This is a genomic window from Spirulina sp. 06S082, from assembly GCF_034932145.1.
In the GTDB taxonomy this organism is placed as follows: Bacteria; Cyanobacteriota; Cyanobacteriia; order Cyanobacteriales; family Spirulinaceae; genus CCY15215.
Genome location: NZ_JAYGHV010000044.1, coordinates 1 through 13,296 on the forward strand (window position 1 = coordinate 1; position 13,296 = coordinate 13,296).

A 13,296-nucleotide genomic window follows, 5' to 3' on the forward strand; every position below is an offset into this window, starting at 1 on the left:
TGATTCACTTTCTCGATAAATCCGCCACAGTAGTTTTTGGGTTTCTCTTGCTAATTTTTCCATGCTTGCTTAGTCTTTTGGGGTTTTATTTTACCACATCTGCAATTAATTTCGTATACCTACTTATCGCTTGCTCAAGGCATATCGGGGGGCGACTCCGGTGGAAATTGCCCGTGCGGTGGAGCGGTATGCGATCGATTTTTATTGCAGGTTGGTGGAGGAGGAACTAATACGAGAGAATGTAGAGGTGAGAATTGAAACTGAAGCATTGCACGGGCAGTTAAATGAGTTTGTCATGGCATCAAAGCGGGATGCGGAGGAGTTGCAGGCAATTGGCAATAGGGCGTATTATTGTCGGGCGGCGAGCAGTCCGGATCGATCGCGTTTTGCCCTGTCCGAGCAGGAGTTGTTTGAGTACAGTCCTCACCAGTTTGAGAGCGATCGCATTTGCAATCATTCCCAAACTTACAAAGAAGCTAAAATCGAGCAGCATCTTGGGGATACGATTGCGATCGATACGGGTGGGGGCGATTATGCTGGACGGGATATATCAAAATAAAGACTGTGAAAGATGGATGGGATTGGTCGGGCGATCGGATTTGATATAATTGGGATAGTTCTTGAAAATAGGACAAACTCATGAAAGTTTCTGCCGCATTTATTTCCGTACCGGACTATCTCGAAGGGGAAAAAACGAGTCCCATTCGTCATGAATATCTTGGCGGCCAAATCTTCGCTATGTCTGGGGGGAGCAAAGAACATAATCGTATTGCTCTCAATATTGCCAGTTTCTTAAAGTTTCGCTTACGGGGGAGTGGCTGTCAAACGTTCATATCAGATATGAAGGTCAATATTCCCATTGCTCGAAATACTGCGGATCTTTTTTATTATCCCGATGTCATGGTGGCTTGCGACCCTCAAGATACGGAAAGATATTTTACAACTCGTCCTTGTTTAATTGTTGAGGTGCTTTCTCCTTCTACTGAAAGTTTAGATCGACGAGAAAAATGGCTAAATTATCAAAGTTTGCCCAGTTTACAGGAATATGTCCTCGTTTCTCAAACAGAAATGAAGGTGGAAGTTTATCGACGGAATGCAGCCGGAAATTGGTCTCTGGAAATCTTAGAGGCGCAGGATAGTTTGGAGTTAAATTCAGTGGGTTTGACCTTGACAATGGCAGAGATTTATGATGAGATTTTTATGGGATGAATGGCTTGATATTTTGGGGATGGGATTGCGATCGCTCTCTGTGAGTCGATTGGGTTGGATGGACTTTATGAATGCTGCAAACTTCTGGATTCGATAGGCTCTTATGTCTACGAATTAACTATCACAACGAACCGTAATGGGGCATATTATTGTCGGGTGGCGAGCAGTCCGGAGCGATCGCGTTTCGCCCTGTCCGAGCAGGAGTTGTTTGAGTATAGCCCTCACCAGTTTGAGAGATTCCAAATTTAATTGCACAATTTGAAAATGTTCATCTTGTTGTATAAATTCTCCCCTCTAAGAAGACATAAAAAATGTTAGGTTAATCAGCTATGATTAATCTAATACTCCCAGAAATTGTCACCAATTTGGATTCCGATACTGCTTCAGCAATTTTTGGGATAACTCTAATGCCTTTTGGTAATCTCGAACTAGCGCATACAGTTCTTGCGGAGTTCGCACATCGAGACAATCCCGTAAATCATCAGGAAAGTCTTCCATCCCAAAAGCCTCGTTAGCTCTTTGTGGGGTTAAGCAGGCATCTACCTCAACTTGAGCTACCCTCATAATATCTTTGATTTCTGGTAATAAAAAGCCTCGTTGCTTTCGAGCTAGTATCCGAACTTGAGTTAATGTAGAGCGCCAATACATTGAAAGTTTCCGGCGTTCTTGATCGTTAGTAGGTTCAGCATCTAAAATTTGGTCTTTTGCAGTCTCCAGTAATTCCCACCAAGGTTCATCGCGAGCAATTTCTTGTCCACGCCGCTTTAGTGTTAATACTTGAATTGTGGCATAAGAAAGATGCGACAGTGAATTTCCACTAATATCTGTCAGATATCCATTTGTGTCTACTTTGAGGGAAGTTGGTAAAATTTCATTACTTTGAGATCCAATAACAACATGATAGCCTGCTTTTAAATGTTGAAGATTTAGATCTATTATACAGGAGAAAATCTCCTGATGAGAGCCTTCTTGTAGCAAAAAACTCATTAATTGAACAACAATTTTACTGATTTTTAGAGATACAGCCCAATCCGGTCGGAGTAATGATACTTGAGCAAGTAAACCTGTTTGTTCGAGTTGAGTCACTAAATTTTGTAGCGGTTTATTCTGACATACTGTATATTTCAAGGTAATACGTAACCAATCGGTAGGACGGGCTGGCAACCAATCAGTTAGATTGATACCAAGACCTAAATGGCAAGGTTGATTTTTTTGACCAAAGAAGATTTTGTGTAAGCTTTGAGTTGTGGAGTCTGGATGAAAAGAGCTTTCAACTGACGAATTAAAAATAACAAATTTAGGCTCATTTAAAAATCCACCTTGGTAAAAAACTTGAGAATCATGCAGCTTAACTAGAAAGTAGGTATTATCTAATTCTAGATTGAGTGGGGGAGTTGGTTGAGTCGGATAGTAAACAGGACTGACACCTATTGCCATAATCACCTCATAAATTTTGGCATTCCATGATTTCAGAATACAGCTTTTTGTCATTTTGTTTCAAGTCCGACAAAATAGCACAGATCAGAGTGGCTTCTCGCAAATGTTCAGAATCATTTTCACCATTATGTAGTGCTACAACTTGCCAATTGCTCACTTTTAATACGGGAGAACCTGAAGTGCCTTGTTCAGTAGAGGCATTATGAAGAATGCGATTAGAATCCGATCCAAGCTTTATAAAATATCCTTCAGAGCGTTGTTTTAACTGCCCTTTAGGATGTTGAATAACTAGGAGTTTAGTTTGGATGGTAACAGGTTCGTCCTCACTTAATGTCAAAAATCTCCATTGTTGAAGACTAGATTCTCGATCTTGTAAACGGAGTAAAGCATAGTCCAAATCACAACTATAGTATTCAAGTTTCTTAATTTTATATTCAACACCCTGATTGGGTAGTATATTTCCAAAAATTAACAAGCCATGTTTAATTTGTTCTTGAAGATCCGAATTGTTGATTGGATCATCCCAGCGTCCTCTTGCTTCAATAACGTGCCAGCAAGTTAAGGCTAATTGAGGGGTTATCAACCATGCTGTACCTGTAGAAGAGTTTTGCATCTTTCCATCAATAATTTTTGGTATGCTTACACGAGCAACTGAATGAGAACAATTTACTAACTGTTCATCGGCTGCTAAAGAAGACATCAATTCGTTTTGAGGATTAGCTTCGTGTTCAAAGCTGGAATTTGGGTAATTTGGTGAAAAAGGATTCTCAACTGTTTTGTAACTTACCAATGAATTTTCGTCTAAATCATTTTGACCATCAATATAATATCTGTGTTTTTTTGAATATTCAGAATCCACAGTATCAAAATTTAATCCAAAAAATGCTTTGATTTTTTGTGAATTTAATTCACTTTCATTGGTGTGATTTACGTAATCTCTATGATATAGCTTTTCTTCTTGTATTGTATCCAGCATAAAAATACGACGTACTCCACAACTGGGACAAAACTGAAAACTTACAAAAGGATTTAATAAAAGAAATTGATCTAATGAATCTTTGCGAAAGACTTTATTCTTAATGTATATATTACCTTTTTCGAGTTTCATTTTAGAAACAAATGTTCTAGCAACTGGATGCGATTCCAAACCCATTAGAACTCGCAGCCGATATTTAAAACTATTAGAATCAGATTCATTAACATTGATTTCTTCTACAGCAACTAGAGAATAGCGAATTAAAAAGTTTAATCTTTTTCTGAGTTGTGTCAATGGTTGGTGTAATTCATCGATTATATTTCTATAGTAGGCTTCGTCATTAATAAAACCACGCCTTAACGGGTGTTCACAGATGTTTTCAAAAGATTTCAGAAATTCTAAAGGAGTTTGTTGACTTGATAATGGTTTAGATAAAAACTCTAAAATCTCAGGAACAAAATTATTTACACCAGTATTTGTGTGTTGAGCTTGTTGATATAGTTCATCCAACCATTCCAAACAAACACCAAAACTATATTCTATTCTTTTATTAAATCGTCGTGGTAACAGCCTTTGAGCATTTCGATACAAGCCATCTGATGCGAGAATTCCTACCAGATACTTCATGGTGGTTTCTAAAAAGATATTCATTGCTGTTAGTTTTTCTAATTTGTTTTCACTTTCATCTACTACTCTAGAAGTATAAGCTAATGGATTAGGTAAAGGGCGTTTACTAAGAAATTCGACAATATCCTGATACACATCTTTTAATTGAAGACTGTAAACTGGTTTAGATAAATAACGAAATGGAAAGTCTTTATTGTCAAGATTAGCGTTTCGTTTTGTGACAATTTTATCCAACTCTTCTTCATTCCTTCCTGAGACTAAAGCAATGTATAAACTGTCTAAGTGAGCAGGAAGAAAATCAAGTAGCTCATCACCATTCATACCTCCTTCAAAGTAATAATCTAAAAAAATAGCATCTACCCGATGTTGACGAATAACTTTTAATGCTTCTAGAACATTATTCTCAGATTTTATATCAATCTGATGGCCAAATTTATTTCCTAATTCATATAAAGATTGTTTAAAAGATACTAAATCTTTTTCTTCATCGTCAACAACAAGAATGAAAATATCTGGGTTCATATCCAATCTCCTATAATAAATTTATGAAGTGTAAAATAATCTTACAGAGGTGCATCCTGAATAAATTTGTGAATATCTATTGGATCTAAAGGTTTTGCACGAAACTCAGCACCCATATCAAATGCTCTCTGTCTGACAATATCAGAGTAATCATACGCACTAAAAATTAAAATACGAATTTCTCGATCTTGTTGTCTAATTAAATTAGCAACTTCTAACCCATTAATACCAGCAGAAAAATTTACATCAAGGATAAGTACATGATAAGGATCGAGATCTTTCTTTTGCTTGTATAACTTCAGAACTTCTAACCCTGAGTGAACAATATCTACTTGATACTCTGAGCCTAGAGCATCCTTAATACATTGAGCCAGTTCATGTTCATCGTCAGCAACAATTATACGCTTCATATTTTGCTCCTTATAGGTAACAGTATTTTTTGGACAGTGCCGCTGTTTTGATCTCTATAGCGTGTATTAGTTACTTGAATTGACCCTCCATTTAGATCTAAAAGTTTACGAATAATAATTCCTCCATATCCATGTTCTTCTCCTAGTTGAGTTGAGCAACGTTCGTTATAAAGCTTGTCTTGAATATCGGGTGGGATGCCAATACCGTTATCGGAGATTTGGATAGCTATAGATAAAGGATTGGTTTCCAAAATATCAATGATAATTGTTTGTGTATACTCTTCTTCAAAATCTTCCATTAGATACTCAGCTGCTTTTCTCTGTGTAGCTCGTACTGCATTTTTGAACAAGTTATTAAAAATTAATCGAGTATGATTTTGATCTGCATAAACTTTGAAATTTTTTAGTTGTTCTCTTAAATCAAAATTAATATCGTGATGAGATAAAGAGTTAATTTCTTCAGAAATCAATAAATATAGCTCAAATTCAGTAGGATGCGGTTGAGTATCCATACGACGAATCTGTTCAATTGCATCTGTTACGCGATCGAGATGCTTATCTAAACTTGAGAGTAGTAAATCGAGTTTCAGTATGATAGCTTCTAACCCAATTGAAGTCTTATGATATTGCTCAATTTCATATTTAGTAGAATCAATATTTTGTTGTAGCCATGTTTGCCGATTCTGATCTAAATTTTTTAGTTCATGACGTAGTGATGTTAAAATAAAACGATCGCTAACTACAGGTTGAAGATAGTTACGTAAATTATCTATAATGCGACGGCGATAGGAGCTTTCTATCAGTGCGATATCAATATCTTGAATGTCTGACGGAAACAAGGTTATAAATTCATCGTACAACTTCCATTTATCTTCAAATGTTTCTATACCACCTTCTAACACATCAATCATCTTACGAACTATAATTTCGTTACGCAAGCTTCCAAAGACAAGAAGGCGACCAAACTCTTCATAACTTTCCAGAACAAAAAGATTGAGATTTTCTCGCCCTAGTCCCATGACAAGGTTAGAATTATGGGTAGCAATGATTACTGAGCGATTTTTGCTAACACGTAAAATTGTCGGGGTTAGCATATAAATAATTGATTGGGAATCTAAATTATCTTCTGGTTGATCGATTACAATAATGTCTGCTTTAGTCATCCATATTGCAATCATCAAAATAATACCACTTTTTTGTCCAAATGAAAGCTGTTCAAAGGAACGATAAACATTACCTTGACGTAGCTCAACTCTTATAGGATGGAAAACAAAATCTTTGTTAGCTTCTATGGAAGTATCTGAATCTCCTATTGTCTCAAGATATTTAAACATATTAGTAAGTGTATTTTTGTAGGGTTTGTAATGTTCAAAAAGCTCGCTTCTGGATACATAAATATCTGCATTAAACAAAAAAGTAAAATGTTCGTCAGCTTTATTTAACTCTTTTATGATCTCCTTGTTCCGATCTAAAATAATACCAGCTTTATATGTAAATAGATGAATATCTAAATTTTCTTGTTTCAAAATATCGCTAATTTTTTTACAATAAATCTCTTGCTTTTTGATTAGTTTTGATTGATTTTCTAAGAAAGAAATATATTGTTTGCAAAGTTCAGAAATCTCGTTATTCCATACTGGTAAATTATGGAAATATTTCCATATCTGACGAACTGAAGGTATACGTTTTTTTAGAAAAAACAATATTTCATTCAACGTTTGATATACTAATCCAAATTTATTGTCTTCTTTGTTATTTCTATTTATTAATGCTTGACCTTGCCAAAAGGTCAGTTTTTGTCGCTGATGAATTGTAGAAACATTTCCTTGAGTCGATATATTGTTTTGGAGTAAATGCCTAACTTTTGCTATCTTCTCTCTAAGAACTCTTGAAATTCTACCCACATATAGGCAAAACATTGCATCTTTACCTGACTGAAGAAGTTCATATAAAGAACCTTCAGTTAAAAATATATCTACACGCTCATAATCCTGAATATAAGACTCTATTTCATTTAATGTTTCTATAATACTTTTTGTAGAAGTGTGAGCCACTGCTTGAATCTCCTTAAAACGTTGAGGATAGAAATCTAAAAAAGAATCAATACGTCGCCTATCTACTTTAAGACGTTTTATTTTATTCTTCATACCATGATACTGATTAGCGATATTCACAAGCTGATGGGCTAATTTTTTTCTCTCCTCATATAAGTTGGGATATAAACTATCTAAAATGTTATTCAAAACTAATTGTTCATCATCATCAGCAATACGAAAAACATCACCTTGATGAAGAATTTGCATCTTTGGAAAAAGAGAATCAATATCTTCACTTGCAGGCAACCAATCATGCTGCTCTCGATGTAGCAGTTCATAACCTTCTCTTATGGTATTTATATAAAAAGCATACACTTCTTTCTCTTTACGAAAGAAGCAGATATAAGTATCTACTCCATAAGTACGGAGAGTATACCATATCCGTCTTTTCCAGCTACTTCTCAGGTTTTGCTTGCCCTGTAGAAGTTCTAATACTGTTTTTATCAGCACATTTGCTCGCTCCGTGGTAGAGTCGGATAAAAGCGTTAACATATTTAAAGCTGTTGACTTACCAGAGCCTCTATCACCTATAAGAACATTAATTCCTGATTGGAGAGGTAAAATAAAGGGAGTGTCATTGCTACTATTGTGTCCGCGAAGAAATCCACCCAAGCAAATAATTCCCAAAATTGGAAGTTGTGTATATGAATCTCTCGAATTGTGAGTACTAAGTTGTAAATACCAATCTTCAAGATCTTTTGATATATTGGAAAAATGTTTTAGTCGTAACGGTCCACCTGTGTTAGTATCTCTTCCCAATTGTTTAACTGAATACCAATCAACACGTTTCCCTCGAAGCTCAAGTGTTATCTTATCTGCATCTTTACGAGAAATCAGTCTATTTTGAGAAACTTGAGGTAATTTATTGTTTTTGATTAATCTTTGAAAGTGCTTCCAGTCGTTAATGTTGAGATATCGCATCAAGTCCTCAACTGAGATAGAATTTGGTTTTCCCATTCTCAAGACCTCCTTGAAAACTTGTTTACTTATGCAATACTCCGGATACTTTTTGAGCAGAGACGGTATAATGCGGTTTAAGATACCACAATGACCACGTTTGTCAACGAGACCAATAGAGGTTTCAGCTGTTATTCCAGAAATTGCTCAGACTATTGACTAATTCTACTTCAAAAATATTGGGATGCCAAGATACCCCTCTTGAACCACTCTGAACAGAGTAAAAAGGAGATTTAAATCACTCCCCCCAACTCTCCACTGCTCGAATCTCCACCTCCACCGGAATCGGACGAATAAAATACTCCCCCGCCTTCACCATACAACGCCTCAACTGCCTTCCCCAACACCAAAGCTGCCGTCAATCGGTGCAAATCCTCCCCCCGACGATAGGCATCCATCATGCGCCGATCGCCGCTGGCTTTCGCCATAATCCTCAATTCGATTTGGCTATAATCGGCTTTAATCAGCACCTTTCCGGGTGGGGCTTCCTGCTTCAAAGGTTGAGTATTCTCTTGACCTCCACAGGCAGAAACGGGGCTTTTAAAGGGCGGACGCAGGTTCCGCCCGCAGCCCCTCACGATGAGACCCACCGCCTTTTTGTACTGAACAATTCTGTACTCATCTAGCTCCCTCAAGAGTTTTACCTTTTCACGGGCTAACTAGAACTTCTGAATTGAACCCCATACTCTATGTTGTTTTCATGGTGCTGTCAGGTGCGTATTACCGCCACTCCTCATACAATTATGTTAACACATAGAGGCATACAATGACAAGGAATAAACGGATAGTAATTCGAGTCAATCAAGATGAATACGAAAAAATCAACCGATACGCTAAAAGCAAAGATTTATCTGTTGCTGAGATCATTCGAGATTACATCAAACGCTTACCCAAAAATCCTAATTAAATGGATGCTTCGCAGTTTATTTATGCAATTCCCCTCCCGTTAACGTCCGTATAACGGGAGACCCCTTGCGACATTAAGAAAGGGGCAGATTTCAGAGGCGCGATCGCGTCTGCCAATTCATCGGAGCGATCGACCAGTCGGTAATCGGTATTGAGGGAAATGGGAGGACTCGGGCGAGATTTGCCTCCCATCATCACTTGGGTTTCCTGCCATGTGTAGAACGAACAAGGACTGTCTCGACGCGATCGCCTAGGCGCGTAACGCCGGAGAATATCTCGTTTGGTCAAAAGGGTCATGGGGAAGGGGAAAAAATCGGGTTGTACCCCGATATCAGAGCGATTGCGCTACTTCTACCGACCGTCGCCAAATTGTTTGCGGAAACACACATTATCGCAAGCTAAAGGGCTGTATGATAGAAAAGACCAGCCTTTTACGAACGATGACCGAAATCGTCCCCGTTACCCCTTCTGCCCTCCTGCAACCGGAACCCATCGATATTATCGAGCGGCTGTTGCAGGATAAGCGATCGCCTAATACTCGCCATGCTTATCAAAAGGATTTGCGAGATTTCTTTAACTTTCTAGCGAGTTCTCCCCCCACCCCGGAATTGGTGGCGCAGTTTCTTTCTCTGCCTCGTTTTGATGCGATCGCGAAGGTGTTTAAGTATAAAGCATGGTTGATGGATAAGGGGTTGAGCGAAGCAACGGTTAATCGCCGTCTCAGTGCCATCAAATCAATGGTACGCTTGGCACAAAACTTAGGGAAATGCAGTTGGAGTTTAGACCATATGGTAAATTGCCTCTTTTTGTGAGTTTAGATCGCGCTCACAAGGGACATCGATTGACGGGGAGCGCGATTTATGGGAATGTACGGAAGGCACAGAAGCTATCGCGGCATAGAAATCTCAACACTTTGATGATTTATGATGACAATCGCAATCAAGATCAGTTGGAGTTGAGCGAGTTGCTGGCGAATTTGACGTGATGCGATGAATCTCGCTCAAAAATGCGCTCCATTTTGTTTGTTATACTTTGCCACTAGCTGTAAAATTGGGTTTGGGTTGCATACTAGGGTGTTAACTTCATCTTTCCTAGCATGATCGATTTTAGGGAAGATTCCTACAAAGTCAGCCCCCTAGCTGCATACTCATAAGATAATACTCATAAGATAAGAGTAAGGAATGGTAAGGTTTATGGTTTCTCGTCATCGCAATCGGTATTACGAAATTTCGAGCAAATTGACTGCAATTCCCGTAACGATCGCAACTTTATCATTGGTTATATTCTTCACGATATCTGCATCTGCTCAACAGAGTAAAAATGCCTTTGAGCCATTGTCTGCACGGGAACTGGTTTCCCTCAAAAACAAACAAGCAATCGTATCGAGTAACAACGGACAATTTGTTGGCCGGATTAGGGTTGATGCTTCTGTTGCTACAGCTTGGCAAGTGCTAACAGATTATGATAACCTTGAATCCTTCTTTCCCTATGTGGAAACTAGCCGATTATTACGGTCAGTTGGGAATCGTCGTATCTTTGAACAAGTCAACATCGTGCAAATATTCTCAGTGAGTCATCGCAGTCGCGTTGTTGTTGAGGCCATCGAGAGCTATCCACAGAAGATCGGCTTCCGGTTGGTCGAAGGAGATATGAATAGTTTACAGGGAAGTTGGCAGATCGAACCGATTCCGAATGCGAGTGGCCGATCGCCAACTCAGACCTTAATCGTCCATAAAGTGAACCTTTCTCCCAAGGGAGGTCGGGCGGCTCGAGAGATATTTTTTGCAACTTACAGCAAGATTTTAGAAGATACGCTCGTTGCCATCAAACAAGAAACAGAAAAGCGCGTCAGACGTTAAATCAGACATTAAATTCGTTTTTCTTCTCGATCGGGATTTTTGTCTGAAATCTCGCGATCTAACTTATGAAATCCAACAGAAAACACGCAATCATTACGGGCGGCTCGAGCGGCATCGGCCAAGCGCTCGCTCTCAGATTGGCCCGTCAGGGTTTACATCTGTCTATCATTGCCCGTCGCTCGAAGCCATTGCGTCACACTCAAATCTTGCTCGAACAAGCAGCCCGATCGCCAGAACAACAAATCCTAGCATTATCCGCAGATGTTAGCGATCGCCATAGCGCTGAGGAAGCCATCCAAACAGCAATTACCCACTCCGGCCCTCCTCACCTCCTTATCACCTGCGCTGGCATAGCCTATGCCCATTATTTCCAAGAGATTCCCATAGAAATTTTTGAGGAAACGATGGCAATTAACTATTTTGGGACTCTCTATTGTATCCACGCGGCTTTACCCGCCATGGAACAGCAGCAAGTAGGACAGATTGCGATCGTCTCCTCTGGGGCCGGCCTCATCGGGATTTACGGCTACACGGCCTATTGCGCCAGTAAATTTGCTCTCCGAGGACTCGCTGAGGCCTTACGGGGGGAGTTAAAACCTTTGGGAATTCGCGTTTCCATCGTTTATCCTCCCGATACCGATACTCCCCAACTCGCCGCAGAAAATCAAACCAAACCCCTCGCAACCCGTCAAATTACGGCCACAGCACAATTATGGCAACCAGATGCCGTTGCCCGCGTCATTCTCGAAGGTCTCGCCAAAGGAAAGTTCGCGATCACTCCCGGAATAGAAATGACCATCCTCTCGCGCTTTCACAGCTTGCTGGCTCCTTTATTAAACCCATATTTCGATCGCATTGTTGCCCGTCACCCTCGCTGTTAAATTATTTCCGAACGCATGAATATTTCTCAGCCTCGCAGTTGGTATTTCGCCTTGAGTTTAATCGCTCCAGTTTGTTATGGACTCATTACCCTGCACTATGTATCGGGTCATGAATTTATCGTTCAAGACGATATGCGGCATCATGTGGTCTGGTTTCAGCAATTTATCGAGCCGCAAGTCTTCCAAAATGATGCGATCGCTCGCTATTTCCGCAGTGTTGCTCCCCTTGGATTTACGACAGTCTATCGGTTCGGGGCTTGGCTTGGCCTCGACCCCCTGTTCTTGGGTCAAATCTTACCCATTCCCCTCGCTTTAGTTGCCACCGTCTTCATCTTCCAAACGACCTTAGCCATTGTTCCTGTCCCTTTGGCCGCTTGGTTAGCCACCCTCATTTTCAACCAGCATTTATGGCTCAACGACGATCTGGTTTCCGCGACCCCGAGAGCCTTCTTATATCCCCTCTTTGCCGCATTTTTATATTACACGGTACGGCGATCGCTCCTGCCGATGCTCCTCTCCATCGCCTTACTCGGTTTATTTTTCCCGCAAATGATGCTGGTTGCAATGATGGTTTTGAGCCTCCAACTCGTTCAATGGGAAACCCCCCGGCATCTCTCCCGCGATCGCCGACTTTGGGGGTTTGTCGGCTCTGGGCTATTGGTAGCGATCGCGATCGCCATTCCCTTTGCCCTCAATCTCTCTGAGTATGGTCCCTCTATCCCCGCCGAGCAAATGCGCTCTCAATTGGAATATGGTTTAGGTGGACGCAACGAATATTTTGGGGTCAATCCCATTCAATTTTGGCTAGAAGGCTCGAGCGGGCTAGAATTTCCCATTTTTCCCTCCATTATCTGGGCGGGGTTTACCCTTCCCTTTCTCCGAAATTGGCATTCAGCCACGATTCGTGCCATTTTCCCTTCAGTGAGAATCCTACTTGACTTGACTGTTGCCTCCCTTATCTTGTTTTTCTTGGCGCATCTCTTGCTCTTTCGCCTGTATTATCCCAGTCGCTATACTTATCACAGTTGGCGTTTCGTACTATCCATTGCCGCAGGGATCGTGTTAGCGGCCTTAATAGAGAAAGGGTGGAATTGGTGGCAGCAACACAGGGGACGAGGTTTCCTGCCCAAAATTGCCCTCGGATGCAGTGGTTTGCTGGCAGGAGTATTCATTGGCGTTCCTCTGATTCCCCCGCTCATTATCGCCTTTCAAGGATGGGTCGTGGGGGAGACTCCTCTCCTCTATACCTATTTAGCCCAGCAACCGCCTCAAACTATTGTCGCCTCCCTTGCTCCCGAAGCTGACAATATTCCCGCCTTTGCTCATCGCACCACTTGGGTTGGTCGAGAATTTGCCCTCCCTCATCATCCCCAATATTACGAGACGATTGCCGATCGCATTTCCCAGTTACTGCAA

Annotated in this window: 13 protein-coding genes; 7 read left to right on the forward strand and 6 right to left on the reverse strand. The window is 40.3% G+C overall.

Annotation, left to right across the window (positions count from 1 at the left end; genetic code table 11):
• The first annotated feature begins 130 nt into the window (after positions 1-130).
• Both VB714_RS05345 and VB714_RS05350 read left to right on the forward strand, forming a co-directional pair.
• Positions 131-559: a hypothetical protein gene (locus tag VB714_RS05345; protein ID WP_323221916.1), complete on the forward strand. Its 429-nt coding sequence runs from the start codon at positions 131-133 to the stop codon at positions 557-559.
• Positions 560-639: 80 nt separating this feature from the next.
• Positions 640-1,209 carry a Uma2 family endonuclease gene (locus tag VB714_RS05350; RefSeq protein WP_323221918.1) on the forward strand — a complete coding sequence of 190 codons (570 nt, stop codon included), beginning with the start codon at positions 640-642 and terminating at the stop codon, positions 1,207-1,209.
• Between the two features lie 357 nt (positions 1,210-1,566).
• Here VB714_RS05350 and VB714_RS05355 read toward each other — a convergent pair whose 3' ends face one another.
• The 5 genes from VB714_RS05355 to VB714_RS05375 form a co-directional block, all read right to left on the reverse strand.
• The gene (locus VB714_RS05355; RefSeq protein ID WP_323221919.1) at positions 1,567-2,700 is read right to left on the reverse strand and encodes a hypothetical protein; all 1,134 of its coding nucleotides are present in this window, start codon (positions 2,698-2,700) and stop codon (positions 1,567-1,569) included.
• Positions 2,654-4,771 (reverse strand): trypsin-like peptidase domain-containing protein, encoded by a 2,118-nt coding sequence (locus tag VB714_RS05360; RefSeq protein ID WP_323221921.1) that lies wholly within the window; start codon positions 4,769-4,771, stop codon positions 2,654-2,656. Before VB714_RS05360 ends, VB714_RS05355 begins: the two co-directional genes overlap by 47 nt.
• 41 nt (positions 4,772-4,812) lie before the next feature.
• Positions 4,813-5,181 carry a response regulator transcription factor gene (locus tag VB714_RS05365; protein WP_323221924.1) on the reverse strand — a complete coding sequence of 123 codons (369 nt, stop codon included), beginning with the start codon at positions 5,179-5,181 and terminating at the stop codon, positions 4,813-4,815.
• Complete coding sequence (locus VB714_RS05370) at positions 5,178-8,234, reverse strand: ATP-binding protein (protein ID WP_323221926.1); 3,057 nt, start codon at positions 8,232-8,234, stop codon at positions 5,178-5,180. The genes VB714_RS05365 and VB714_RS05370 overlap by 4 nt, the downstream gene beginning before the upstream one ends.
• Before the next feature lie 233 nt (positions 8,235-8,467).
• Positions 8,468-8,824, reverse strand: a complete 357-nt coding sequence (locus VB714_RS05375; protein WP_323221927.1) for a DNA polymerase — start codon at positions 8,822-8,824, stop codon at positions 8,468-8,470.
• A 176-nt stretch (positions 8,825-9,000) separates the two neighbouring features.
• On the opposite strand from VB714_RS05375, the gene VB714_RS27345 reads away from it, so the two are divergent.
• The gene (locus VB714_RS27345; protein ID WP_416309613.1) at positions 9,001-9,141 is read left to right on the forward strand and encodes a ribbon-helix-helix protein, CopG family; all 141 of its coding nucleotides are present in this window, start codon (positions 9,001-9,003) and stop codon (positions 9,139-9,141) included.
• Positions 9,142-9,161: 20 nt separating this feature from the next.
• Here VB714_RS27345 and VB714_RS05380 read toward each other — a convergent pair whose 3' ends face one another.
• Positions 9,162-9,437: a hypothetical protein gene (locus VB714_RS05380; RefSeq protein ID WP_323221929.1), complete on the reverse strand. Its 276-nt coding sequence runs from the start codon at positions 9,435-9,437 to the stop codon at positions 9,162-9,164.
• Positions 9,438-9,580: 143 nt separating this feature from the next.
• On the opposite strand from VB714_RS05380, the gene VB714_RS05385 reads away from it, so the two are divergent.
• The 4 genes from VB714_RS05385 to VB714_RS05400 all read left to right on the forward strand — a co-directional run.
• Entirely contained in the window at positions 9,581-9,952 is a 372-nt protein-coding gene (locus tag VB714_RS05385) for a site-specific integrase (RefSeq protein WP_323221930.1), read from the forward strand.
• 381 nt (positions 9,953-10,333) lie between these two features.
• Positions 10,334-10,999: an SRPBCC family protein gene (locus tag VB714_RS05390; protein WP_323221931.1), complete on the forward strand. Its 666-nt coding sequence runs from the start codon at positions 10,334-10,336 to the stop codon at positions 10,997-10,999.
• A gap of 65 nt (positions 11,000-11,064) precedes the next feature.
• Positions 11,065-11,880 carry an SDR family oxidoreductase gene (locus VB714_RS05395; protein ID WP_323221933.1) on the forward strand — a complete coding sequence of 272 codons (816 nt, stop codon included), beginning with the start codon at positions 11,065-11,067 and terminating at the stop codon, positions 11,878-11,880.
• Positions 11,881-11,895: 15 nt separating this feature from the next.
• Positions 11,896-13,296: hypothetical protein (locus tag VB714_RS05400; RefSeq protein WP_323221934.1), on the forward strand; the 1,401-nt coding region annotated here is incomplete at its 3' end.

What these genes read in the sequence shown, in the direction of transcription:
- VB714_RS05350 (WP_323221918.1), top strand. Translation starts at nt 640, where the DNA reads ATGAAAGTTTCTGCCGCATTTATTTCCGTACCGGACTATCTCGAAGGG.
- VB714_RS05355 (WP_323221919.1), bottom strand. Translation starts at nt 2,700, where the DNA reads ATGACAAAAAGCTGTATTCTGAAATCATGGAATGCCAAAATTTATGAG.
- VB714_RS05360 (WP_323221921.1), bottom strand. Translation starts at nt 4,771, where the DNA reads ATGAACCCAGATATTTTCATTCTTGTTGTTGACGATGAAGAAAAAGAT.
- VB714_RS05365 (WP_323221924.1), bottom strand. Translation starts at nt 5,181, where the DNA reads ATGAAGCGTATAATTGTTGCTGACGATGAACATGAACTGGCTCAATGT.
- VB714_RS05370 (WP_323221926.1), bottom strand. Translation starts at nt 8,234, where the DNA reads ATGGGAAAACCAAATTCTATCTCAGTTGAGGACTTGATGCGATATCTC.
- VB714_RS27345 (WP_416309613.1), top strand. Translation starts at nt 9,001, where the DNA reads ATGACAAGGAATAAACGGATAGTAATTCGAGTCAATCAAGATGAATAC.
- VB714_RS05380 (WP_323221929.1), bottom strand. Translation starts at nt 9,437, where the DNA reads ATGACCCTTTTGACCAAACGAGATATTCTCCGGCGTTACGCGCCTAGG.
- VB714_RS05385 (WP_323221930.1), top strand. Translation starts at nt 9,581, where the DNA reads ATGACCGAAATCGTCCCCGTTACCCCTTCTGCCCTCCTGCAACCGGAA.
- VB714_RS05390 (WP_323221931.1), top strand. Translation starts at nt 10,334, where the DNA reads ATGGTTTCTCGTCATCGCAATCGGTATTACGAAATTTCGAGCAAATTG.
- VB714_RS05395 (WP_323221933.1), top strand. Translation starts at nt 11,065, where the DNA reads ATGAAATCCAACAGAAAACACGCAATCATTACGGGCGGCTCGAGCGGC.